This is a genomic window from Flavobacterium cheonhonense (assembly GCF_035671315.1).
Lineage (GTDB): Bacteria > Bacteroidota > Bacteroidia > Flavobacteriales > Flavobacteriaceae > Flavobacterium > Flavobacterium cheonhonense.
In genome coordinates, this window is record NZ_JAXAVY010000002.1 from 235,761 (window position 1) to 260,954 (window position 25,194).

General features: G+C 37.7%; 24 protein-coding genes. 7 read left to right on the top strand and 17 right to left on the bottom strand.

Annotated features, from left to right (window positions below; genetic code table 11):
* Positions 1-47: 47 nt before the first annotated feature.
* From SK086_RS06975 to SK086_RS06990, 4 genes are all read right to left on the bottom strand, one after another.
* Complete coding sequence (locus SK086_RS06975; protein ID WP_324690629.1) at positions 48-929, bottom strand: hypothetical protein; 882 nt, start codon at positions 927-929, stop codon at positions 48-50.
* Between the two features lie 87 nt (positions 930-1,016).
* Positions 1,017-2,912 carry a M56 family metallopeptidase gene (locus SK086_RS06980; RefSeq protein WP_324690630.1) on the bottom strand — a complete coding sequence of 632 codons (1,896 nt, stop codon included), beginning with the start codon at positions 2,910-2,912 and terminating at the stop codon, positions 1,017-1,019.
* A 1-nt stretch (position 2,913) separates the two neighbouring features.
* The gene (locus tag SK086_RS06985) at positions 2,914-3,273 is read right to left on the bottom strand and encodes a BlaI/MecI/CopY family transcriptional regulator (protein ID WP_290871835.1); all 360 of its coding nucleotides are present in this window, start codon (positions 3,271-3,273) and stop codon (positions 2,914-2,916) included.
* Positions 3,274-3,406: 133 nt separating this feature from the next.
* On the bottom strand, positions 3,407-4,639 hold the full coding sequence (locus SK086_RS06990) for an MDR family MFS transporter (RefSeq protein WP_290871838.1): 1,233 nt from the start codon (positions 4,637-4,639) through the stop codon (positions 3,407-3,409).
* A 105-nt stretch (positions 4,640-4,744) separates the two neighbouring features.
* Here SK086_RS06990 and SK086_RS06995 point away from each other — a divergent pair, with 105 nt between their 5' ends.
* From SK086_RS06995 to SK086_RS07015, 5 genes are all read left to right on the top strand, one after another.
* Positions 4,745-5,332: a DUF1684 domain-containing protein gene (locus tag SK086_RS06995; RefSeq protein WP_324690631.1), complete on the top strand. Its 588-nt coding sequence runs from the start codon at positions 4,745-4,747 to the stop codon at positions 5,330-5,332.
* Complete coding sequence (locus SK086_RS07000) at positions 5,332-5,976, top strand: TatD family hydrolase (protein WP_324690632.1); 645 nt, start codon at positions 5,332-5,334, stop codon at positions 5,974-5,976. The genes SK086_RS06995 and SK086_RS07000 overlap by 1 nt, the downstream gene beginning before the upstream one ends.
* 91 nt (positions 5,977-6,067) lie before the next feature.
* Positions 6,068-6,790, top strand: a complete 723-nt coding sequence (locus SK086_RS07005) for a tRNA threonylcarbamoyladenosine dehydratase (RefSeq protein WP_324690633.1) — start codon at positions 6,068-6,070, stop codon at positions 6,788-6,790.
* Positions 6,791-7,294, top strand: a complete 504-nt coding sequence (locus SK086_RS07010) for a DUF1648 domain-containing protein (protein ID WP_324690634.1) — start codon at positions 6,791-6,793, stop codon at positions 7,292-7,294.
* Between the two features lie 31 nt (positions 7,295-7,325).
* Positions 7,326-7,988: an HAD family hydrolase gene (locus SK086_RS07015; RefSeq protein ID WP_324690635.1), complete on the top strand. Its 663-nt coding sequence runs from the start codon at positions 7,326-7,328 to the stop codon at positions 7,986-7,988.
* A gap of 6 nt (positions 7,989-7,994) precedes the next feature.
* On the opposite strand, the gene SK086_RS07020 is transcribed toward SK086_RS07015, so the two are convergent.
* Genes SK086_RS07020 through SK086_RS07035 form a run of 4 tightly spaced genes read right to left on the bottom strand, consistent with a single transcriptional unit; the run spans position 7,995 to position 11,926 of the window.
* Positions 7,995-9,449 (bottom strand): deoxyribodipyrimidine photo-lyase, encoded by a 1,455-nt coding sequence (locus SK086_RS07020; RefSeq protein WP_324690636.1) that lies wholly within the window; start codon positions 9,447-9,449, stop codon positions 7,995-7,997.
* Positions 9,449-10,735 carry a cryptochrome/photolyase family protein gene (locus SK086_RS07025; RefSeq protein WP_324690637.1) on the bottom strand — a complete coding sequence of 429 codons (1,287 nt, stop codon included), beginning with the start codon at positions 10,733-10,735 and terminating at the stop codon, positions 9,449-9,451. Before SK086_RS07025 ends, SK086_RS07020 begins: the two co-directional genes overlap by 1 nt.
* A 20-nt stretch (positions 10,736-10,755) precedes the next feature.
* Positions 10,756-11,454 (bottom strand): SDR family NAD(P)-dependent oxidoreductase, encoded by a 699-nt coding sequence (locus tag SK086_RS07030; protein WP_324690638.1) that lies wholly within the window; start codon positions 11,452-11,454, stop codon positions 10,756-10,758.
* 1 nt (position 11,455) lies between these two features.
* Positions 11,456-11,926, bottom strand: coding sequence for an SRPBCC family protein (locus tag SK086_RS07035; protein WP_324690639.1), 471 nt, complete (start codon positions 11,924-11,926; stop codon positions 11,456-11,458).
* Between the two features lie 139 nt (positions 11,927-12,065).
* On the opposite strand from SK086_RS07035, the gene SK086_RS07040 reads away from it, so the two are divergent.
* Positions 12,066-12,917 carry a DUF2911 domain-containing protein gene (locus SK086_RS07040; protein WP_324690641.1) on the top strand — a complete coding sequence of 284 codons (852 nt, stop codon included), beginning with the start codon at positions 12,066-12,068 and terminating at the stop codon, positions 12,915-12,917.
* A gap of 52 nt (positions 12,918-12,969) precedes the next feature.
* Here SK086_RS07040 and SK086_RS07045 read toward each other — a convergent pair whose 3' ends face one another.
* From SK086_RS07045 to SK086_RS07085, 9 genes are all read right to left on the bottom strand, one after another.
* Positions 12,970-14,691, bottom strand: coding sequence for a sodium:solute symporter (locus SK086_RS07045; RefSeq protein WP_324690642.1), 1,722 nt, complete (start codon positions 14,689-14,691; stop codon positions 12,970-12,972).
* A gap of 110 nt (positions 14,692-14,801) precedes the next feature.
* Positions 14,802-17,306: a PIG-L family deacetylase gene (locus SK086_RS07050; RefSeq protein WP_324690643.1), complete on the bottom strand. Its 2,505-nt coding sequence runs from the start codon at positions 17,304-17,306 to the stop codon at positions 14,802-14,804.
* A 93-nt stretch (positions 17,307-17,399) separates the two neighbouring features.
* A complete protein-coding gene (locus SK086_RS07055) occupies positions 17,400-17,783 on the bottom strand; it encodes a hypothetical protein (protein ID WP_324690644.1) in 384 nt (127 codons plus the stop codon).
* A 192-nt stretch (positions 17,784-17,975) separates the two neighbouring features.
* Positions 17,976-18,392: a hypothetical protein gene (locus tag SK086_RS07060; protein WP_324690645.1), complete on the bottom strand. Its 417-nt coding sequence runs from the start codon at positions 18,390-18,392 to the stop codon at positions 17,976-17,978.
* Between the two features lie 129 nt (positions 18,393-18,521).
* Positions 18,522-19,055, bottom strand: coding sequence for a mechanosensitive ion channel domain-containing protein (locus SK086_RS07065; protein ID WP_324690646.1), 534 nt, complete (start codon positions 19,053-19,055; stop codon positions 18,522-18,524).
* Between the two features lie 7 nt (positions 19,056-19,062).
* Positions 19,063-19,641: a Maf-like protein gene (locus SK086_RS07070; protein ID WP_290871883.1), complete on the bottom strand. Its 579-nt coding sequence runs from the start codon at positions 19,639-19,641 to the stop codon at positions 19,063-19,065.
* Positions 19,634-20,569 carry a geranylgeranylglycerol-phosphate geranylgeranyltransferase gene (locus SK086_RS07075; protein WP_324690647.1) on the bottom strand — a complete coding sequence of 312 codons (936 nt, stop codon included), beginning with the start codon at positions 20,567-20,569 and terminating at the stop codon, positions 19,634-19,636. Before SK086_RS07075 ends, SK086_RS07070 begins: the two co-directional genes overlap by 8 nt.
* Positions 20,570-20,601: 32 nt before the next feature.
* Positions 20,602-21,129: a KdsC family phosphatase gene (locus SK086_RS07080; protein WP_290871888.1), complete on the bottom strand. Its 528-nt coding sequence runs from the start codon at positions 21,127-21,129 to the stop codon at positions 20,602-20,604.
* Entirely contained in the window at positions 21,113-21,874 is a 762-nt protein-coding gene (locus SK086_RS07085; RefSeq protein ID WP_324690648.1) for a Rossmann-like and DUF2520 domain-containing protein, read from the bottom strand. The genes SK086_RS07080 and SK086_RS07085 overlap by 17 nt, the downstream gene beginning before the upstream one ends.
* Positions 21,875-22,031: 157 nt before the next feature.
* Between SK086_RS07085 and ccsA the strand changes: the two genes are divergently transcribed.
* A complete protein-coding gene (ccsA, locus tag SK086_RS07090; protein WP_324690649.1) occupies positions 22,032-25,163 on the top strand; it encodes a cytochrome c biogenesis protein in 3,132 nt (1,043 codons plus the stop codon).
* The last annotated feature ends 31 nt before the right edge of the window (positions 25,164-25,194 follow it).

Consider the following 25,194-nt stretch of genomic DNA (forward strand, 5'->3'; position numbering starts at 1 on the left):
TATTTGTTGCAAAAATAAAAAAAACCGCCTTAAGCGGTTTTTATCTTCTATACCTTTTGTGTTTTCAAACTCGATTTGGTTTTTTTGAGTTCTTTTCGGGCTTCTTCTAATTCTTTTTTGGCTTTTTCCAGTTCTTTTTTGGAATCTTCTAAATCCTTGTCGGTTGACTCTTCATTTTCCAACTTGTTGTGTTTCATCAATCGGTCAATTTGTTCTTGCATTTTTTTCATTTGCTCCGCCATATCGTCATTTCCGTTGAAATTAAAACCGGGAAATTCTCTTTTCGAAAACAAGTCATTTTGGTTATTTTTCTGAATTTCATCTAATTCTTCTTGGGTATAGTCTTCGCCGCCTTCAATTACTTTACCGTCTTCAATTACCAGTGGCTTTTTGTCATCTCTTAAGATTTTGATTCTGGATTTCATTTGCCCGAAAGTTTGTTCTTCCGGCATTTTGAATTCAAATTCATCTACCGATAAACTGTCATTGTCAAAATTGAATTGGAATTTTTTCATCAAATCATCGCCTGAAAAACTGCTGATGAAAGGGGTATTGCCAAAACTATTTTCAGGATCACCAAATCCCATAGTTTCACCTTGTTTGTAGAACTTAATGGTTGGTATCGGTTTGGGCGAATTGTAACTCAAATTCCCTTTACTGCCGCTTTGGTCTTCAAAAGTAACTTCTATAGCGGTGATCTCGTTTTTATCATTGCGCTTGACATTATTGTATTTAATGGTTACACCATACTCTTTTAACGCTTTGATATCGTCTTTCATTTCTTGCTCGGGCGTATTTTTGTTCCAAGTCATTACAACATTGTCTTTAGCCGTTTTATCGCTTAAAGAAAATGATTGACTTTTGGTTTGAGCTACAGTAAATAAAGAAGTTAACAACAACAGGGTTATTAGATTAAACAACTTTTTCATACAGTTTAAAAATTTATTTAATGGTTAAACGATTTTAAATCAAACTTATAAACTTGTGTCATTCAAGCGGACGAGATTGACAAAATTTTAACTTTTTTGACTGGTCTTTTTCAAATCAGCTTTGGCTTTTTCCAATTCGGCTTTGGCCTTGATCATTTCTTCCTTGGCTTTCAGCATTTCTGCTCTGGCCTTTTCCATTTCGGCTTTCGCTTTTTCCATATCGGGTTTTGACAATTCCATTTCACGACGCGCTCTTTCCATTTCCGGTTTGGCTTTTTCCATTTCCTCTCTGGCACGAAGCATTTCTTTGCGCACAAGTGCTCTGCTTTTGATTAATTGTTGGCGCATTTCCGGTTTCATTCTTTGGATTTGGATTTGTGCGTTTTTCATAGCATTGCCTCTGATTTTGGCTATGTCTTCACCATTGATGAATACTTGTTTGTCTTCGCCGTCGCCATCAGTTTCAATCTTGATATTAAATTCGCCTTTAGCTTCCGCTTCCTCAATGGCTTTTTCAATTTCACTATCATCAGAAATCACTTTGCCATTGATGATAACCAAAGGTTTTTGGGCACCTTTGCGAATTAAGATATTGGCTTTATCCACATCGTGCCAAGCAAAAGCTTCCGGTAATTCGGGCATTTCGGGCATTTCCGGAAATTCAGGATGCTCAGGCATTTTGAAATCGAAGTCAAAATTAAAATCACTCACCTCGGCCAAGCTATCACCGTCAAAGTGAAATACAAAAGGTTCTTTGTCATCCGTCTTCATCCCGGGAACATTGGCATATACGCGCATTCCTCTTGGCTTGCCAAATCCGATTGCATCCTCGTTTTTATAAAAATGAATAGGACTAATAGGTTCATTTCCGGCTACTTGCGACACCCCTTTGTTGCCCTTTTTGTCTTTGAATTCGACTTTAATTCCGGTAATTTCACCATTTTCATTGCGTTTGATTTTGGAATATTTCAAGGTTACACCGTGCTTTTCTTTTAAGCGTTGGGCTTCTCTTTTAAGGTCGGCATCAGAGGTGTTTTTGTCAATTACCAAACGCACTTCTTCTTTAGGATTGGTTTGGCTTAATACGGTATTACCCATTTTTTCTTGGGCAATGGTTTTGATTTGGAAAAGCATCACAAAACCGATTAAAACGGGTAAGATGATGGAATATTTCCAGACATTTCTTTGTTGGGATTGATTGGTGTTTAACATAACGATTCGTTTTTTGATTAATGATTGATAAAAATTATTGGTAATTGAGAGGCAATTTTGATTAGAAATTGCTTTGAGTAATGCCATTTGATACACTTTAGGATTTTCCAATTGCTGTACAGCTTTGTGGTCGGCTATGTATTCCAAGTTTTGGATAATGGCTTTTTTGTAAAGCCAAACAAAAGGATTGAACCAAAAAATGATACAGAACAATTTGGCCATCATAACATCGAAGGAATGCTTTTCTCGACTGTGTACTTTTTCGTGCAACAGTATGCTTTGCAATTCTTCGGGTGTGTACAGTGAGGAGTTGTAAACAATGTAATTGAAAAATGAAAAAGGGGCTATATTTTGGTTTAAATCAACAAGGGTAAAATCTTCTTTCTTAGTTTTTTGCTGATTGTATAGCATTCGAAACAATGAAGTAAAATTGATTACAATTCGGGCCAACAAAAACAAAGTAATGGCCAAATAACCAAACCAAACTAACAACATCCAATCGAAAGGTTCAGGAGTTGCAACTCGTGGTGTAGCCACCATATTTTGAGAAGAATAGGCCACTAAATCAGCTAACGCCATTTTAGGCTTTTCAACATAAACTACTTTGGTGATATTAAACCAAGGCAGTAGGAGCGCAGTAAACAAGCCGGTCAACAAAAACCAACGATTGCTGTTGAAAAAAGTCTCTTTGCGCACCAAAAAATGATAGGCCAAATAAAAAGCAGCTATCAGTGCGCTCGACTTTATAAGGTTGATGAATAAGGTTTCCATATCATTTCTTTTGTTCGATGATGGCTAAAATTTCTCTGAGTTCCTCGGCCGAAATTTTTTCTTCTTCCGCAAAAAAGGAAACCAAGTTTTTATACGAGCTGTTAAAATAATTTTCAATCGCCGTATTCATAAATCGTTTTCGGTACTCTTCCATTTTTACGATAGGATAGTACTGGTGTGTATTGCCAAAAGCAGTATGGCCAACAAAACCTTTGTCTTCTAAGTTTCTGATAATCGTAGAAAGCGTGTTGTAGTGCGGTTGGTCTTCGGTGATTTCGGCTAAGACTTCTTTCACGAAAGCCTTTTTCAGCTTCCACAAAATTTGCATGATTTCTTCTTCCTTGTTGGTTAACTTTTGCATAGTTATGGTTTTAATCGTTTTATCAAATGGACAAAACAAACCTATAACTATTTTTGTAGTTACACAACTAAATTTATAGTTATTTAACTAAATTTTAAGTTTTATAGTGAATTTTAGGGAGAAAGTGATTGATTTACAATGGTTTGTTTTCAGCTTGAATGAGTTTGTATACCCAAAAACCACAGGCCGTTCCCAGCAATCCGAATGTTCCCATGTAGAGCCAATTCATTTGATAGCCATCGGTTTTATAGTATTCAATAATTTCCATACCAACTTTGGCACTGAGGATGTGAGCCAAACTGAAACTCATGGTATAAATGGCCATATAGCGGCCTTCGTGCCCCTTTGGAGCGCGACTCAAAGCTACCGAATTGGAGAACGGAAAAGCAAACATTTCTGCGAAAGTCATAAACAACATCATAATAGTTAATATGCCAACCCAAGTATTGATAAGCATCAAAAACATACTGATGGCCATAAGCAAACAACCTAAAGTAACCATCTTTACTTTGTTGATTTTCTTTCTCTCTACATAACTTACTATCGGCATTTCGCAAAAGAAAACCAGTAAACCGTTCATGGTGAGTAATAATCCGGTTTGGAATTCGGACAAATTAAATTGTTCTCGGTGGTAGAGTGGAATAGTGGTAAAAACTTGAAAAAACAATATCCCCGAAACCAAGCAAGTAAACAAAAACAACCAAAAAGGTTTGTCTTTAAAAACCGAATGGGTCAATATTTCTCCCGGATGTTCTTTGTCGGTGAAAGCCGATTTTTTCTTCTCTTTTACTTTGAGCCAAAAAATTGAAATGGCTATGATACAGCTCAAACCGTCGACCCAAAACAAGCCTTTATACCCAATACTCATTATGATTAAGCCTCCTAAAGCCGGACCGGCAGCGAAACCTAAATTAATGGCCAAACGAACTAAAGTTAATGCACGTGTACGATTTTCCGGTTTGGCATAAGCTCCAATAGAAACAAACATCGCCGGTCGGTACATATCGGCAACCGACATGATTACGAACATACTGATGCAAAGTCCGATAAAACTGGTGACAAACTGTATCGCCAAAAACAACAAACCGCTGGTGAGCAAACTGAAAATCATGATTTTATAGAATCCGATTTTATCCGAAAGTTTGCCGCCCAACCAAGAACCTAACATCGAACCAACGCCAAAACAAACCATAATCCATCCGACTTGTCCGTAGCTAAATCCTAAATCTTCCTTTAAATATTTAGACAAGAAAGGCAAAACCATGGTTCCGGCTCGATTGATAAAAGTAATCAAGGTTAGTATCCAAATTTCTCTGGAAAAACCTTTGAAGTTATCGATATAGCGTTGGAAAGCCGTTTTGAGCATGAGAATCGATTGATGCTGTAAAGGTACGAAGTTCCTGCTTTTTGGAGCCAACAACTTTCTGAGTTTCCCAACATTTTTTGTGTTATTTTTGTTGAAAAGTGTCCGATGAAAAAACTACTTTCTTTTTTATTGTTAATGTATGTTTCTTTGGCGATGTCACAAGAAACTGCTGAAGAATTTCAAGCCAATCTCAACAAAGAATTTGCCAATCGCGAGGAAAGTCCGCTCACCGATGAAGATTTCAAAATATTCCAATCGCTGGATTTTTATCCTATTGATGAGAAGTTTACAGTAGAGGCTAAATTTGTCAGTACGCCTAAAGAAAAGGTTTTCAAAATGAAAACGTCAACCACTCGTTTACCGGAATACAAGAAGTATGGCGAATTGTTTTTCCAGATTGACGGAAAATCATTTAAGCTAAATGTTTACCAAAACATCGAATTGAGTAAAAAAGAAGGCTATGAAGATTATTTGTTTTTGCCATTTTCTGATTTAACCTGCGGCAAAGAAAGCTATATAGGCGGTCGCTACATTGATATGCGTATTCCCAAAACCAAAACAGTGACTATCGATTTTAACAAAGCGTACAATCCGTATTGCGCTTACAATCATAAATATTCTTGTCCGATTGTGCCTTTGGAAAACGATTTGACTATCGAAATTTTAGCAGGCGTTAAAAAGTTTCACGACTAATGTTTTACAACTTACATACGCATCGCTTCACTAATGATTCGGAAATAACCGAATTGGTAAACCAATATCCTTGGGATTTTGTAGCAGACATTCCGCAATATTCTATCGGGATTCATCCTTGGTATATAGTGGAAAACCGATTGGAAAGCGATTTGCAATTCATGGAAAAAAAGTTACAATTACCCGAATGTTGGGCATTGGGTGAATGTGGCCTAGACAAGCGAATCGATATTCCTATGGCCTTGCAAACCGAAGTTTTTAAAAAACAAATTGCCTTGGCTGAAAAGTACCAAAAACCTTTAGTATTGCATTTGGTCGCGGCTTATCAGGAATTGATTGCTATTCATAAAAAACGACCTATCAAAGTACCGGTTATTTTACACGGATTTTCTAAAAATGAGCAAACCGCAAAGTCCTTATTGGATTGTGGTTTTTATTTGTCTTTTGGGAAATATTTGTTGCGGAATCCCGAATTGGTAGCTGTGTTTCAATCGGTGCCCAATGATCGCTTTTTTTTGGAAACAGATACCATAGAGGAAACATTAATGGAAGTTTACGATAAAGCTTCAGTCATTAAAGCTCTTAGTTTAACTGAATTGAAAAAACAAGTTGCTTCAAACTGGAGCAAAGTTTTTAAGTTATAAATCTTTTTTACAAAGACATTCTACTTTTTACACTACGTATTTTTCCTTATTTTTGCCGCTTTAAAATCGTATTTCATTAATTCGCATTACAATGGCAAAGTGGCAGGAAAGAGCTGAACTATTATTTAAAGAAGAAGGATTAAATCGTTTAAAAAAAGCGAATGTTTTGGTAGTTGGATTGGGTGGCGTTGGCTCGTTTGCAGCTGAGTTTTTGGCCAGAGCCGGTGTAGGAAACATGACCATAGTAGATGGCGATGTAGTTGATATTACGAACATTAACCGACAATTACCCGCTTTGCATTCTACGGTGGGATTGCCCAAAGTGAGTTTGATGGCTGCGCGTTTGATGGATATTAATCCCGAGTTGAATTTAACTCCCGTACAAGAATTTCTCTCTCCCGAAAGAGCCAACGAAATAGTTACCGCCGATTTTGATTACGTATTGGATTGTATCGATAGCGTAACGCCGAAATTGAATTTAATCATGGCGGCCAAAAGAAAAGGCGTAAAAGTCATCAGTAATATGGGCGCCGGTGGCAAATATGAAGCTTCTAAGGTAAAAGTGACCGATATCCGTAAAACCGATTATTGTCCGCTGGCGAAAGTGGTGCGAAAACGTCTTAAAAAAGAAGGCATTTCGAGCGGCGTGAAAGTTGTTTATTCTTATGAAAGACCTGATGAAAGCAGTGTAAAAATGACGGATGGAACCAACTTCAAAAAATCGTTTTACGGAACCAACAGTTGGATGCCTTGTTTGTTTGGATTGCATGCTGCTGAAACCGTGGTGAAATATTTGCTTAAAAAAGAAAATTAAATGGCAACCTCAGACCGACCGATTCTAAAACTTTCCTTGACGCCTTTCGACCGAAGTGTTGAAGTGTTAGGATTGTTGGTGTTGATTGGCTTTTGGATTTTTACCATTAATTATTATGGGTTACTTCCTGAAGTCATTCCAACCCATTTTGGCGGTGGCGGTAAACCCGATGGCTTTGGTTCCAAAGAAGCTATTTTAGGATTGCCTATAGTGTCAACAGTTTTATATGTGATGTTGACTGTTTTTAGTCGGTTTCCACACAAAATGAATTATACGGTAACCATTACCGAAGCTAATGCTGAAGTACAATACCGAATCATGACCAGAATGATTAGGGTATTAAAAGTGTTTGTCTTATTTGTCTTTTTTACATTGGATTACAAAACAGTACAAATCGCTCTAGCTTGGCCGGATGTGTTGGGAAGATGGTTTTTGCTCTTACTGTTTGCAATGATTTTCGGTCCACTATTTTATTTTTTAATCCAATTGTCTAAAAACTCTTAACCCGATTATCTCAGCTCCTCAGAACCTTATCATGATACATACTGTAATTTTCGACATGGATGGCGTAATTGTAGATACCGAACCGGTACATCATTATGCCTATAACCAACATTTTAAAAAGCTAAATATTGAGGTTAGCCCCGAAATGTATGCTTCGTTCACGGGTAATTCGACTAAAAATATTTTTGAGCGTTTGAAAGTAGCATTCAATCTGCAAGAAGAGGTAACTACTTTAGTTGAAACCAAGCGCGAATTATTTAACGCAGCTTTTGATCAAAAGGAAGATTTGTACTTGTTGGAAGGCGTTGAGGATTTAATAAAAGAGTTATATGCCAATGGAATGCAGTTGGTTCTGGCTTCCTCATCGGCTACCGTAACCATCAACAGGATTTTCAATCGATTCGGATTGCATCAATATTTTTCCCATATTGTTTCCGGAGAAGATTTTCCGAAGTCGAAACCCCATCCGGCCATATTCCAACACGCAGCTTTTTTAGCGCAAACACCTGTGGAAAATTGCATAGTGATTGAAGACAGTACTAACGGAATATTAGCAGCCAAAGCAGCCGGAATTTACTGTATCGGTTACGACAGTTTTCACTCCAAAATGCAAGATTATTCTAAAGCCGATAAAGTAATAAAACACTTTAACGAGCTGAGTTACGACAGTATTAAATCGATTACAACCAGTTAGTTAACTTTATTCTCTATCAGGCAAAGTATGTTTGGTTAAAACCCTTTTACTGTCTGACTTTACAGAGGCTTCTTTTCGCATACCCCAAAAAAAATCGGATGATTTCTTTCTGGCTTCTTCTAAGTTAACAATCGGTAACGGATAGTTTTTACCCGGTATGAACTCATGAAAAACTTGCTCAATGGGTGTTAACTTCCAGGGTTCATGGACAAATGGAGTAGGCAAGTGAGCCAATTCAGGAACCCATTTTTTGATAAATTCACCTTCCGGATCGTGTTCTACAGCATTTTTTACCGGATTGTAAACACGTAAAGTATTGATTCCCGTTACGCCGGCTTGCATTTGAATTTGCGGATAATGAATGCCGGGTTCAAAATCTAGGAACTGTTGGGCAAGGTGTGGACTGCAATTTTGCCAAGGTTGAAACAAATGATGGGTGTAAAACGAAACTACCAAAGCGCGCATACGAAAGTTTAAATAACCGGTTGTATTGAGGCAACGCATACAAGCATCTACAATTGGTACTCCGGTTTTACCCATAGCCCAAGCCACATGCCAATCTTCACGAACGAATTGCTTTAAGTTTCGGTAGCCTTTGTTCACCGCCACAAACTCCATTTCACATTCCATTTCAAACTTCTGAATAAAATGAGCTTGCCATCGTAAACGAGAAGCAAAATTGGCAATTTGACGTTTGTTTTTACCGCTTTTGGCTTTTAAACCGGCAGCTTGGTATACTTGTCGTACCGATAAATTCCCCCAAGCTATGTAAGGTGAAAGTCGACTGCAACCTTTGCGAGCTGCTTCGGGTTTGGAGATGTGTCGACTGTAGTTTTCAACGCGTTCTTCTAAAAACGAGGTCAAATAACGCCAGCCGGTTTTAGTACCTCCTTTTTGAAAAGGTGAGTTTTTGTCTGTTTTTAAACTCGGTATGGTAAAGTAATTTTCTATGGCTTCTAATTCGCGATATTTGATAAAACTTCGGCTATCGGCTTTGAACGGAAAACAAGGTTTCTCCATAAAATCGTACCAATCTTCTTTCCAGTGTTTGCGATTTTGCAATCCGCGAATTACGCCGTTTGTTATAAATTCATGCCAAGGAATACCATGTTCTTTCAATATCTCGGCTACAGCCAAGTCTCGATCATAAGTAACTTTAAGACCGGTTTCCTGATGAGAATAAACACCGCGAACAGAAAATGATTCAATTAATTTTTTGAACACGGTTTCGGCTTCTTCTTCTACTATAAGTATTTGGGTATGATAAGGCAACAGTTCGGCTTGTAATTCTTCTAAAGATTGTTTGATAAAATCAAAATGCCGCTGACTGTAATGCGAATCGTTTTGCAATGAGGGTTCCAAAATATAAAGTAAAAGAGCTTTCCCCGGCGCCTCTAAGGCACGGTACAGCGCTTCGTTATCGTGCAAGCGTAAATCTCTTTTGAACCAAACTATATTCATTAGCCGACAGCTTGTTTATAAACAATCAAACATTTTTCTCGGGCTGTTTTATGGTCAACTACAGGTTGTGGATAGGATAAACTATTCAGTTCCGGTATCCATTTCTTGATGTAAAGCAAATCTTTATCAAACTTTTTAATTTGTTCCGTCGGATTGAAAATTCTGAAGTATGGCGCGGCATCAACACCACTGCCGGCTGCCCACTGCCAATTGCCTACGTTGCTGGCTTGTTCGTAATCCAATAGTTTTTGAGCAAAGTAAGCTTCGCCCCAGCGCCAATCAATAAGTAAATGTTTGCACAAAAAGCTGGCAGTAATCATTCGCACACGATTGTGCATGTGACCGGTAGCGTTGAGTTCACGCATGCCGGCATCTACGAATGGATAACCGGTTTTGCCTTCACACCATTGTTGGAATAAGGATTCATTATTATCCCAGTGAATTTCATCGTATTTCGGTTTGAAACTTTTATTGACTGTATGTGGAAAATGCCACAGAATTTGCATGAAAAATTCACGCCAAATCAGTTCTTTCAAAAAAGTTTCATTTTTGCTTTGCAATGCTTTGGCGACCATTTGACGCACCGATACAGCTCCGAAGCGCAAATAAATTCCAAGATAAGATGTCTTATTCATTGCCGGAAAGTTGCGCGTAGCTTCGTAGTTATCGATAAGCGATTCGGAAACATCAAAAGGAGTGACCGCAATACTTGATGGCTCAAAACCAATCTCATCCAAACTTAAAAACGGATAGGAGTGAAGTGCTATTTTTTGTAAATAAGCTTCAGAATTGTAATGGGTTAAGCTTATTTTTTTGAAATTTTCCTTCCACTTATTAGAGTAAGGTGTATACACTACATAAGGTGTTCCATCGTCTTTTACGACTTCGCTTTTCTCAAAAATAACCTGGTCTTTGCTGGTTTTGAATTCGATATTGTATTCTTTGAAAAGTTGATACAATTCTAAATCGCGCTTCCTGGCATAAGGTTCGTAATCGTGGTTGGTATAAACCTTTTTTATACTGTTTTCAGACAATATCCTGTTGTAAACTTCGAACGGATCGCCGTAAAAAACCGCTAATGATTTGCCGATTTTTTGAAGTTGACTTTGTATTTTCGATAGTTGATCATGTATGAATGTTACTCTCGCATCGTTTTTAGGCAATTGCGAAAGTATGTTTTGATCAAAAATAAAAATAGGCAACACTTCCTGATCGCTTTGTAAAGCGTGAAAGAGTCCGGCGTTATCCTCTAATCGCAAGTCACGTCTGAACCAGAATATATTCATTAGCTTAATCTTGTTAAACTTTAATTATTTACCAACAAAGTCGACATACCGCCATCAACATGGAAGATTTGTCCGGAAATCCATGAACTGTCTTCGCTAAGTAAAAATTTGGCGGTTTTGGCCATGTCTTTGGCAGTGCCAACTCTTTTTAACGGATGGCGTTGGGCCGATTTTTCTTTTTTTTCTTCGTTACTTAGGAATTTTTCAGCCAATGGCGTATCCGTTAACGAAGGTGCTATGACATTCACTCTGATTTTCGGAGCGTACTCGGCTGCTAAAGCTTTGGCAAAACCTTCAATAGCTCCTTTGGCCGCGGCAACACTAGTGTGAAAAGGCATTCCTATTCCGGCTGCCACTGAACTAAATAAGACAACACTCGATTGGTTCGCCGCTGATAAATTAGGCAATACACTTTGAAGCACTTTGATCATACTTATAAAATTAATTTGCAAATCGCTTTCAAAAGCTTCCGGTTTTAATCCGCGAAACGGGCGTAAATTGATACTGCCCGGACAATATACAAATCCGTCAATGACTTCAGGTAAAACTGCAGTATCAAGAACATCAGTTGCTGCATCAAAAGGAATGTGAGTAACATTCATATCGCTTATCGCTTCGTTAGTTCTTGAAGCGACGAACACTTTGTTTTCGTATTGCAATTCTTTAGCAATCGCTAAACCGATTCCGTAAGAACCACCTATGAGTAAAATATTTTTCATCTTATTGCGTTTTGTATTCTCCAAATAGTTCAACTAATTTTTTATGACGGTAATCGAAGATTTCCTTTAACTTGGGTTTTACCAAAAACGGATGTAACAATTGTCCGATAAAGCCCATCGGTACTTTGTAATCCACAATATCTTCCATCTCTACACCACCCGGAATTTCTTTCAAAAAGTGCTTGTGATGCCATAGTGCGTATGGACCGAATCGTTGTTCATCAACAAAATATTTTTTGTCCACTACATGTGTAATTTCGGTTACCCATTTCATTGGAATACCCAAAACCGGTGTAACTATATATTGAATTATTTGACCCGGAAACATGGGTCTGTCATCACCTGATAAGGTTTTGAATCCCATATAATCCGGCGTAATGGTTTTTAGATTTTTTGGGTCGGATAAAAATGCCCAAGCTTCGTCTAAAGAAATGGGCAAGTTTTGTTTGGTATGTAAGGTATAAATTTTCATGTTGATGTAACTTTGGTGTAAAAATACAAATTGTTTAAAGATAAAAGATAAAAGTTAAACAAAAATAATTTCATTTAAGTTTTAATTAACATTTGAAACTCACACAATTTGTAAATTTGAACAAACTAAATAAAACATCATGAGAAAAATTATTTTAGCATTGGCTGTATTGATAGCCAATTTTACGATTGAAGCCCAAGTGAAAACGCCGCAACCAAGTCCTAAATCTACTTTAAACCAAGTAGTTGGTTTGACTGATGTTACGGTAGAATATTCCAGACCAAGCGCTAAAGGAAGACCTGTTTTTGGAGATTTAGTACCATTTGGTCGTCTTTGGAGAACTGGTGCTAATCAGAATTCAATAGTTAGTTTTAGTGAAGATGTTGTGATTAAAGGCAATACTTTGAAAAAAGGGAAATATGCTATTTTCACAACACCAAAAGCTGACATGTGGGAAGTGGTTTTCTATACCGATACAGACAATTGGGGAACTCCTGAAAAATGGGATGAAAACAAAGTCGCTTTACGAACTAATGTAGATCCGATTGCTTTGGGTAACAACGTAGAAACTTTTACCATAGCCATCAATAATTTAACCAATGACAGTGCAACTTTAGATATTTCATGGGAAAAAACAATGGTTTCCGTTAAGTTTGAAGTGCCAACGCAAAAAGCCGCTATGGCCAGTATTACTAAAGTATTAGCCGGTCCAACAGCTGGCGACTATTTTTCATCAGCTCAGTATTTATACCAATCAGAAGGCGATTTAAACAAAGCTTTAGAGTATGTGAATAAAGCAGTATCTATGGCTAAACCGGATGATATTCCTTTTTGGCATTTGCGTTTAAAATCGTTAATCCAAGCTAAAATGGGTAACAAATCAGGCGCTATCGAAACCGCTAAATTATCATTAGCCGGTGCGGAGAAAGCTAATAATGCTGATTATGTTAAGATGAATAACGACAGTATTAAAGAATGGGGTAAGAAATAATCGATACCAAACTAAAAGATTAACCACGAATCCAATAGAATTCGTGGTTTTTTTATGCAGTTATTTTTTGTTTGCTACGACTTAAAGTTTGCAACATTAATGAGAGTACTATGGTTAATGACGCACCAATAAAGTTAAGCCATAAATATCCCAGTTTTTCCTGTCCGGTAGGATAAATATGAATCGCATAATAGTAAATGAAAAATATGGTAGTCTGACTGATTACAGCGCCGTAAAAAATTGCATTGGCTTTGACATATTTGATGTAGAAACCAACCAAGAAAACGCCTAATACCGTACCGTAGAAAATGGAACCGACAATGTTAACCAACTGAATAAGGTTTTCAAACAAGGTGCCGACACAAGCAAACAAAATAGCAATTACACCCCAAAGCAAGGTGAAGTATTTGGTCGCATTGACAAAGTGTTTCTCCGATTTTTCGGTTTTGATATTTCGTTTGTAAATGTCAATCGCCGTAGTGGATGCCAAAGCCGTTAACCCTGAAGCGGAAGACGACATCGCGGCTGACAGAATTACCGCCAACAACAAGCCAATCAATCCGGAAGGCAGATAGTTTAAGATAAAATATATGAAGACATAATCTTTATCGTTGGTTTCGGCCTTACTGTCAACTTTCGCAATAATTTCTTTGGCTTGTTCGTGCAAATCTTTTTCCTTGGCAGAAAGCGAAATCAATTTGTTTCTCAAAATCGGATTGTCATAATTTTGATTGAGGTGATCTATGTATAACAAATTAAACTCTTTCTTTTCTTCGGAAAGTTGTGCTAATTGTTTTTCTAACGAATTGTATTCTTCGGCGTAAATTGACTTTTCAACGGCATCTTTGTTTATTGGATTAAAATGTAACGGTACCGGATTGAACTGAAAAAACACAAAAACCATTACGCCGGTTAGTAAGATGAAAAACTGCATCGGTACTTTCAAAAAACCGTTCATGATTAATCCCATCTGACTTTCGCGATCTGATTTTCCGGACAAATAACGTCCTACCTGTGATTGATCGGTTCCGAAGTATGACAGCATCAAAAAGAAACCACCGGTAATGCCACTCCAAAACGTATAGCGGTTTTCAGGATCGACGGAAAAGTCGAGTATGTTCATTTTGTCGTTCGCCCCGGCAATGTGCATGGCGTTTGAAAAAGTCATGTCGTTAGGCAACAAATGCAGTATCAGAAAAAACGTGATAAACATACCGCTCATGATGATAAACATTTGCTGTTTTTGGGTAACGTTCACTGCTTTAGTCCCGCCGGCAAAGGTGTAAATGATTACCAAAATCCCGATAATGATATTGAGCAAAGTCAGATTCCAACCCAAGATAGACGATAAAATAATCGAAGGAGCATAAATGGTCAACCCGGTTCCTAAACCTCTTTGAATTAAGAAAAGTATGGCTGTGAAGGAACGTGTTTTTAAGTCGAATCGCTGTTCGAGGTATTCATAAGCGGTGAAGACTTTTAAGCGATGGTAAATCGGGATAAACGTCATCGATATCACCACCATGGCAATCGGTAAACCGAAATAGAATTGCACAAAACCCATTCCGTCATGATACGCTTGGCCGGGTGTAGAAAGGAAGGTAATCGCGCTGGCTTGCGTAGCCATAACCGACAAACCAACCGTCCACCAAGGCGTTTGTTTGTTGCCTAAAATATAATCTTCTACATTTTTACTGCCCTTGGTTTTGTATACGCCGTAAATAACAATAAAAAGCAAGGTTACCGATAAAACAATCCAGTCGAGTTTTTGCATCTTAATAAAACAATTGCATTAGTAAAAAGAAGATTAAAATGTAGATGCCGTTTGCCACTAAAACCCAAGTGTAACTGTTTTTCCAACGGTCTTTGTTTTCTGTTTCCATATTATTTTCCTAAAGCTATAATGTTGGCTAGTAATCTGAAAGCACCGGGAACACCTTCGGGTAATTCTCTGAAGAAACTTAAACCGGTGTAAACATAATTTCCTTTCCCGTATTTGGCTACCAATAACGCTCCGTTTTTTGGTTTTTCACCTTGGTCGTTGGCGGAAAGAATAGGAGTGAAGTTGGCATCCCACTCACTTGGATAATATAATCCTTGCTCTTGTTTCCAACCTTTAAAATCGTCAGCAGTTATTTTATTCGGATAATTCAGTACAGGATGATTGGGTGCTAAGAATCGGACTTCTGCATTTTCTTCGGTTACACGATCGCGGGAAATTTTGAGTGGGAAAGGAGACATGTCTTTGGTAACCAACTCGTCCATAGTGTTGTATTGAACAATCATTGTTTTGCCGTTTTGAACAAAATCCAACAACAATCTTTGTTTGTAAGCCAAGGCGTTAACTACATTGTAGGCTCGGATTCCGGTCATCACTACATCAAAATTCTGTAAGCGTTCGGCGCTGATTTCTTCCGGTTTCAGAATGGTAACTTCGTAGCCCATTTGCGTTAAGCTTTTCGGTACTTCATCACCGGCGCCCATGAGGTAAGCGATTTTCTCGTTTTTGGTTTTGATTTTAACGCGAATGGCTTTGGCTTCGGCCGTTTTTAAAACCATTTGCTTGTATATGTGAGAATAATTAATGTCGATTTTCTCTTTGTCAAATTCCCGGTCGCCTATTGTAATTACACTTTTGATACTGATTTCAGAAGCTTCGGAAGAAGGCGTGACTGTAAAAACCGCCACAGTTTCTTGTCCTTTTTTATCGATGGTGAACGGTATTTCTGTCGGTGTTACCTTCCAATTTTGCGGTACTTCTAATTTGGCATTACCACTAATATTGTCCTTTCCGGCTTTGATTTTTACCGAAACCGTTTTACTTCGGTCGCTATTAAAAATGTAGACTTTCTCGGCTACAGAAGATGTAACTAACGGCACGATGTCCAGAGGTTGGTAGACTTCGCCTTTTACATCATCGTTGAATTTGTAAACTACATTGCGTTCATAAGGTATGGTAACATCATTAATATTGATCCAAAAACCAACTTTTGCATAACGAATCACATCGGGCAATCCAATATTTTCTTGGTTGTCAACGCGGTACATACCGTTCGTCCCGGTTTGATTCAGCCAATACGCATTGGTCAAATCGAAATTATTCGGAAGATCTAAGGTAATGGTTTCGGTTAATGAAACGTTGGTTTGTAAAGGTCTGATTTTTTGTTCGCCCTGATGTTTGTAAACCGGAACAGCACCTATTCCCTTTAAATTCATAACAATGTCACTTCGGTTGATGGCTTCCCATTTGACTTTTAAAGTGCTACCGGGTGTGATTTCCTGTACATCGGTTACAGCTTCAAGATATAAACCGGTGCAAGCGGCAATGATTTCCTTTATTTCTTCTAATTTAACAAACTTCCAATGTTTGTCTTCTAATGTTTCAATCAAACTGTAAGCTTTGACTAGTTCGGCTACGCTAGCTGCTGGATTCTTGAAATCGAAGTTTTTTTCCACGGCATATAAAATATCTCCAATGGCTTTCCCGCCTTTGATGCGATTCCAAGTTGTGTCGATGCCTTCAAACAAATTAGTTTTGTCTTTGGGCATTTCGCCTTTTAAAAACTCGATATATTCGTCTTCTTCACCACGTGTTCCGGTGGAACCGAAGCCTTGCGATTGGTGACGACTTCTGCTCAAGGCTGCAATTTCCTGATTGGACTTGCCCAAAGCAGCATAGTAAGTGCCGATTTTGAGATTGATTAAATTGGTTTTATCTGCGACTTTAAACTTCTCTTGACTACCGTAAAACCACCATGAAGTATTAAAAAAAACTCGTTTAGGTTGCCAAGTGGAAACGTATTGTAATTGATTTTGAAATTGATTGGCATCACTAGCCAAATCGAAAGCTTCCATACTCAACATAGCCGAAGCGGTGTGATGACCGTGTGTGGTTCCAGGTGAACGATGGTCAAAACGATTGATAATGATATCCGGTTGGAATTTTCGAATAGCCCAAACCACATCACTCAATACCTGATTTTTGTCCCATATTTGCAAGGTTTCTGTCGGATTTTTGGAAAAACCAAAATCGTTAGCCCGAGAGAAAAACTGCTCTCCGCCATCAATTTTTCGAGCCTCAATGAGTTCCTGAGTTCTGATAACCCCCAATAATTCTCTAAGATCCGGTCCGATTAAATTTTGTCCGCCATCGCCGCGAGTTAATGACAGGTAAGCTGTCCGTGCTTTTTTATCGTTGGACAGATAAGAAATAAGGCGAGTGTTTTCGTCATCCGGATGCGCCGCTATGTACAATACCGAACCTAAAAAATTAAGTTTTTGGATTTGATGGTAAATGTCAACTGAATTAGGTTTTACGGGTTGTTGGGCCCAAACAGATTGGGAAAACGCTATGAAAAAGGATAAAAGAAGTAAGTAAAGCTTTTGCATTTTTTATGGTTATAGCAATAGCTTCAAATATAAACATTATATAAAACACAATGTTTTATTTAATTCGTTTTTAACAAATGAATAAACTCAGCATTAATCAGCAGAAGCTGTTGTATTGGTGTTGAATCTTCCTTTTGAGTTGTAGGGAAATCTCTTTTTGTGAATTGGCAATAATTCATAAGGTCTTTCATCATCAAAATCATTAATTACTACTCTTACTTTATTGTAAATTGAGTAACCTCCATAATTTACAGGCAATTCAGGAGCAGTAATCCATTCACCGCTTTCTTTAAAATAGTAAACCATATTTAAGTTGTCAAAATAGGCCTGTAAATTCGGATAATAATAGTATCGAATATAACAATTCGTTTTTTTATCGATAGGCAAACTTTCTTTTTTTGGTGGGGTTTCTTGTGCGTAAGTTTGTGAAACTAAAAGAAACACCATCACCTTAAGTAGTGATTTAAGTGTCTTCATGATTTTGTAAATTTGGGGTTAACAAAACAATCATCAAATGATAATGATACAAATTTAGTAAAAAATTATCTATTAAACGAAAATTTAATCGGTGAAATGCACTTAAATGTCTGTCAAACAGTTTTTTTTTAAATTTAATTGGTCGTTTTCTATAAAACAAAAGACTAAGTTTAATACTTAGTCTTTTGTATGTTAATCGTGTTCTTTTCGGTGACCTTTACCGCGGTGTCCGTGAGATTTGCCTTTGTAATAATGGTCTTTTTTCCATTTTCCGTTGCCTTTGTATTTTACCCTATGTGTTTTGTAATAGGAGTAAGGTCGGTCACCACGATAATCGGTTAAATAAACAGTTCTTCCGCGTCGTAAGTCATAACCCCTGTAAATTCCGGGTAAAGACGCGGAACGAATCCATCTTCCGTTGCTCAAATAAATGTAGTTTCTAGCCGGAACATCATAATAAACTTCAATATCAGGAAGATAATAAAAATGAACTTCAGCCGGAGCATTAGGCGCCCAAACCGGTGGAGTTCCAACATTGATGTTAACCGATACTTGTGCTTGGGTCTTCAACGCTAACCCTATCAAAGCGCTAAGCAGTACTAATTTCATTGTTTTCATAATTACTGGGATTAAATTACTATTAGTCTGATTAACTAACGTAAAAACAATGTCAAGCTGTATCCTGAAAACAAAGTTTACCAAATAATTAACAGTTTAGAGTCTTACTGTTTTGGGAAGCTAATCGGTGAATTCTTGGTCTTCGAACCTAGGTTTTACAATAGAAATACCTTTTTGGAGTAGTAGGTTATTCGGATAAACCAAACGTTCTCCTTCTTTGGTAATTAAATCAGTGTGAAAGGCGTTAATATCTATAATCTCACCTTCAAATGGAAAATCCTTGTCGTGTACTTTAATCACGTCACCAATTTTAAACGGAAAAGAAAAAAACAGTATAACTCCGGAAGTGATGTTGCTCAAAATCGACCACTGAGCAAACATTGCTACACCGACTACAGTAGCAATAGAGGAGAGTGTAATCATGATGTCATTTTTTTGAACACCCCAAATTACAATCAAAGAAATGACTGCCAAAATGTTAATCAACAAATGAATGTATTTAATGACTAAGTTGGTTCTTTTCTCAATTCCGGTATGCGATTTGGAATACTTTTTAACGGCTTTGCTAACAATAACGCGCAACAAGATGACCGTTAGAAAGACTAATCCGGTCGCAAATAATTCTTTGGTATACAATTCAAAAAAACGCATCATTCAAAAATTATAAGTTGGTTAAGTATTCAAAAACAACATCGGTTGGCATTCCGACTACATTAGTGTAAGAGCCTTCAATTTTGGCAATGCCGATTAACCCAATCCATTCCTGTATGCCGTAAGCACCGGCTTTGTCGAAGGGTTTGTAATTTTCTAAATAATGATGAATTACTTCGTCTGACAGGTTTTTAAAAGTGACTTTGGTGACTTCAAAAACGGTTTCTGTTTTCCGATTGGTTTTAAAACAAACTGAAGTAATAACTTCATGTGTTTTACCCGACATGGCTTTCAGCATTGCAAAGGCATCTTCATAATCTTTAGGTTTTCCCAAAGCTTTATTTTCAAACCAAACAATGGTATCGCTGGTTAGTAACACTTCTTGGTCTTCAAGTGTGCCTTCAAACGCATTCGCTTTGAGTTGTGCTAAGTAGTTCGTGATTTCTACACCTTGCAAATGATCAGGGTAAACTTCAGCTACCTCCTTGAGTCTGATTTCGAAATCGAACTGTAAGTCTCTCAAAAACTGTTGCCTTCTGGGCGAACCGGAAGCCAAAATGATTTTATGAGTGCAAAATTGATTACCCATTTAATTTGATGTTGTAATTAATGACTACGACTGATAATACTCCGAATAAAATAACGTATTTCAATACTTTGCTTAACAAAGCAAAATCTTCTTTGGTTTTAGCATTCCAAATTTTAACCAAGAAAAAAATCATAGGACCAATCACAAGAACCAAACTGTAAATTACAGCAGGATAGAGTTGGTTATTCATCAAATGGTCGTTGATATACCAAGCTAAAAGTCCTATTGCAATTAGCGCTAGACCGAAAATAACTTTGGTGGTTTTTGCGATACCGATGATTACCGGTAAAGTACGGATGTCCTCGGTTTGATCGCCTTCAATGTCTTGAGCATCTTTTACTAATTCTCGTATCAGGTTAATGACAAAAGCAAAAATGGCATAATCGGTTATAATCGATAAGATAATTTTCATATTGGCCCAAAGTTCCATACCGGCATAATTCATCATAGGAAGTACATCAAAAAGACCAACAACAATGACTGAAAACGCCAGAACCAAAGCCACTATAATGTTGCCTACTATGGCGATTTGTTTTAAACTGGTAGCGTACAAATACAATAGTGCAGAACTGATTATAAAAATACCGAAGAACGAGGTTTTGTTCACAAAATCTGCCAAATAATACCCCAACAACATTCCCACGATATTGAATCCGAAATACCAATTGTAAGCCACTTCCTCAGTAATGCTTTTGCCTACCACAACTTTTTCGGGTTTGTTGATGGCATCCGTTTCTTGATCCATGATATCGTTAATCACATACCCGCCTGCGGCTATACAAAGAGTAGCTAAAATCAATAGCCCGAATTGCCAATCAGATAAGGTAAGCGGAATGTTTTGAAATTGTAAAAAACCGTATCTTAAAACCAGTTGCATTAAGGCAATGAGTAGTAAATTTTGGTATCGAATAAGTTTTAAGAATTTCATAAGTCTGGTTAAAGTTTGTAAAAAGGTTAGGTTTAATCGTGTTGTCCGTTGTAGTACAAATGCCATTTGTTTTGCACTTTCATCACTTGTTCTATCACTTCACGAACAGCGCCTTTTCCGCCGTTTTTATGGGAAATGTATTTGGAGATGGCTTTGATTTCCGGACTGGCATCTTGCGGACAAGTGGGCAATCCTACCAACTGCATTACGTGATAATCCGGGATGTCATCGCCCATATATAAAACTTGCTCCGGCTTGATGTTATAAGACCCAACATATTCATTGAAAGTAGCCACTTTATCCGGTGAAGCCAAATGAATATCAGTTATTCCTAAGTTTTTCAAGCGGATGCGAACGCCTTCGTTGTTGCCACCCGATATGATGCAAACATTATAGCCACTTTCAATAGCTGCTTTCATGGCAAAACCATCACGAATATTCATAATTCTCAACATTTCACCATTAGGCGCCACATGAACCGAACCATCGGTTAAAACACCGTCAACATCAAATATGAAGGTGGTAATTTGATTCATGATTTCTTTATAACTTTTTTCCATGGTCGATTATAGATTTGGTCAGCAATTTATAGATTTCTTTTTGGTTTTCCGCGGTCAAAAATGCTAAGTGTTTGTTAATGGTTTGGGTGTCTTTGCGTTTGGCCGGACCGGTTTGTGCAGCTTCAGGGCTAAGTGTTGCTATTTTTTGAGCCGTTTCCTGAATCAAAGGTTTTAGGATATCAAACGGCAGATGATTTTCAATACAAATCTCAGAGCCAATTTGGTACAAATGATTGGTGAAATTACAAACAAAAACCGCCGCAACATGTAACGCTTGTCGCTGTTGTGAGTTGACAGCATATGTGTACTCTGAAATCGATTTTGCTAAAGTTTCCAAAATTTGGAAATCATCCGCTGTTTCTGCTTCTATACAAATAGGAACGGAGCGGTAGTCGATGGCTTTGGCTTTGGAAAAGGTTTGCAAAGGATAAAAAACGCCTCGACGGTTTTTGTCGTTCAAAGCGCTAAGAGCAACGCTGCCGGAAGTGTGCACCACCAACTGACAGTTTAGCGGAATGTGTTCGGAAACGTTGGCTATAGCATCATCAGATACCGCAATGATTATAACATCAACATTTTTTAACAACGACCAATCCTCAATCACTTCGACGTTCGGATTCGTTGTTTCAACGGATGTTTTTTTTCGGGCAAATACTTGAACCACTTCTACTTCCGAAGACGCACCGAAAGCTTTCAGTAAATGATGTGCAACATTTCCCGAACCAATGACAGAGACTTGTACCATGGGGCAAAATTATTGAAAATAACTGTTACAATCCGCATTTTGAAACAAAGAAATCCACAAGTCTTAAAAATGTATTAAAACCCCAATTTTATCCATCATATATCTATTTATTTACCCTATTTTTGTATCGCTTTTTTAAAAAAACAATTCCAAACTCATGGAAAAAAAACTATACGCTTTTCTATCTTCCACTCGTTTAATGGCTTTCTTATTTATCGCGTTTGCTGCGGCTATGGCTGCGGGAACCTTTATTGAAAGCAATTACAATACAGATACTGCCCGAATTATGATTTACAACGCATGGTGGTTTGAAGCCATCATGTTGGTTTTTATGATCAATTTCATCGGCAACATCAAACGATACCAATTGTACAAAAAAGAAAAATGGGCTACTTTATTGCTGCATTTGTCTTTCATTTTTATCATAGCCGGTGCTTTTATCACGCGATACATCAGTTACGAAGGAATGATGCCCATCAGAGAAGGCGCGACTTCCAACCAGGTTTTTTCTGAAAAATGCTACCTGACTGTTTTTGTAGACGGCGATTACAAAGGTAAAATGATGCGAAGAATTTTTGAAGAACAGCTCTTGCTTTCTCCGGTAACGGATAATCATTTTGCCATCAACGAAAAGTTTGCCGATATTCCGTTCGAGATTGAATACCAGAATTTTATATTAGATGCCAAAGAAGTTATCAAAGATGATCCGAAAGGCGACACTTACCTGAAATTGGTAGAATCCGGTGACGGCACACGCCACGAACATATGCTGAAAGCCGGCGAAGTACAAAACATCCACAATGTTTTATTTGCCTTAGACAAACCAACACCGGGCGCTATTAATATCGATTCCAAAAACAATACTATTTCGGCGCCGTTTGATGGTCAGTTTATGCGAATGGCCGATAAGTTCCAAGGTAAAGTAGTGAAAGATGTGGCCCAACCTTTAATGTACCGTTCTTTATACAACTTGGGCGGCAGTCAGTTTGTATTGCCCGAATTGCCTAAAAAAGGAATTAAATCTTACCAATCAAGCGGCGATTTCAAAGCCAAGAAAGGCGAGGATGCTTTAGTACTTAAAGTGAAAACCGGAGGCAAAGAGGAAACCATTACTTTAATCGGCTCAAAAGGCAAACAAGGTGAACCTAAAGCTTTTAAATTAGGCAATTTAGAGTTTACTTTTACTTATGGTTCTAAAGTATACGAGTTGCCCTTCAGTTTAAAACTCAACGATTTTATCGCTCAAAAATATCCTGGAACGGAAAAGAGTTTTTCCTCTTTTGAAAGTCAGGTTACCCTAATCGACGGCAATGAAAAGAATGACCATCGTATTTATATGAATCATATTTTAGACCACAAAGGATACCGCTTTTTTCAAGCTTCATTTGATCCGGACGAAAAAGGAACAGTACTTTCGGTTAACCATGATTTTTGGGGAACTAACATTACTTACATTGGTTACTATTTGCTGTATTTCTGTATGATGGCGATATTATTTACTAAAAATACTCGTTTTGCCGACTTAAAGAAAAAGTTAGCTAACGTGAAAAAGAAGAAATCTCAGCTAGTTGCTCTTTTCTTTTTACTGTTTTCACTACACGGTGTAGCTCAACATGGTTCGCACCAACAAGCCTTACCAACGCAAAATCAAATCGATTCCATCATCAACAAATACAAAGTGTCTGAAAAACACGCGGCTCAGTTTGGCCGATTGATTATTCAGGACGATGGCGGACGTATGAAGCCTATCAATACGTTTTCATCTGAATTGTTGCGAAAAGTCAGCAAAAGCGATACCTACAAAGGCTTGAACTCGGATCAGGCGTTTTTATCGATGACGCAGTTTCCAACGGTTTGGTTTGAAACACCTTTGATTTACATCAAAAAAGGCAACGACAGTATTCGCAAGATTATTGGCATTGAGGCTGATGCCAAATACGCTACGTTTCGTTCGTTTTTTGATGAAAGAGGGAATTATAAGTTGTCACCTTATTTAGACGAAGCCTACAAAGCGGCTACACCCAACCAGTTTGAGAAAGATTTTATAGAAACGGATAAAAAAGTGAATTTGTTGAATTCGGCACTTAGCGGAAAAATCCTCAGAATCTTCCCAATACCGAATGATCCGAACAACAAATGGGTTTCGTTTTTAGAAATCAATCACGCTACCGGAACGTCATTAGATACTATCAAAAGTGCTTTGCCGGTGTATTTAGATGCGCTCTTGAAAGCTTCTGACAGTAAAGATTATACTCGTGCCAATACCTATTTAGTTGGTATCGAAGATTATCAAAAACTATATGGTAAAGCTGTCAGACCTACCGATGATAAAATTGATTACGAGATTTTATACAACAAATACGACGTCTTCAAAAACTTGTTTTGGTTGTACATGTTAACCGGTTGCTTGATGTTGACTCTAGTGATTGTTAACATATTCTTCGACAAAAAGTTACTTCGTTTTGCCATCAATATTTTCCATATTTTTATTGGATTACTGTTTGTTTTTCACACCTTAGGTCTGATAGCACGCTGGTATATTTCCGGTCACGCGCCTTGGAGTGATGCTTATGAGAGTATGATTTACGTAGCTTGGGCGACAATGTTCTTTACTTTAGCTTTCGATGTTAAATCAAAGTTAACCGTAGCTTCAGGCACTTTTGTGGCGTCTATGATTTTGATGATTGCGCATTGGAATTGGATGGATCCTGCCATTGCCAACTTACAGCCGGTGTTAAATTCGTATTGGTTAATGATACACGTAGCAGTGATTGTGGCGAGTTACGGTCCATTTACTTTAGCGATGGTTTTGGGTATCGTTTCCCTTATTTTAATGTTGTTTGTGAACGACAAAAACAAAGCGAAAATGGACCTCAACATTAAAGAAATCACTTATATCAACGAAATGGCGCTAACTATTGGTTTGGTGATGTTAACCATCGGAAACTTTTTAGGCGGTCAATGGGCTAACGAAAGTTGGGGAAGATATTGGGGCTGGGATCCGAAAGAAACTTGGGCTTTAATCAGCATTATGATTTACGCTTTTGTAATTCACGCTCGTTTTGTTCCGGCTTTGCGTGGGAAATGGGTTTACAATGTAATGGCCGTTTTTGCCTTCTATTCAATACTTATGACGTATTTCGGAGTGAACTTTTACTTGACAGGTTTACACTCTTATGCCAGTGGTGATAAAGTAGTTACGCCTTCGTTTGTGTATTATTCGGTAGCCATTATTTCAGTATTGGCAGTGTTGTCTTATTTCAAACACAAAAAATATTTAAGCAAATAAACATCGCCAATTCACAAGTTATAAACCTGTA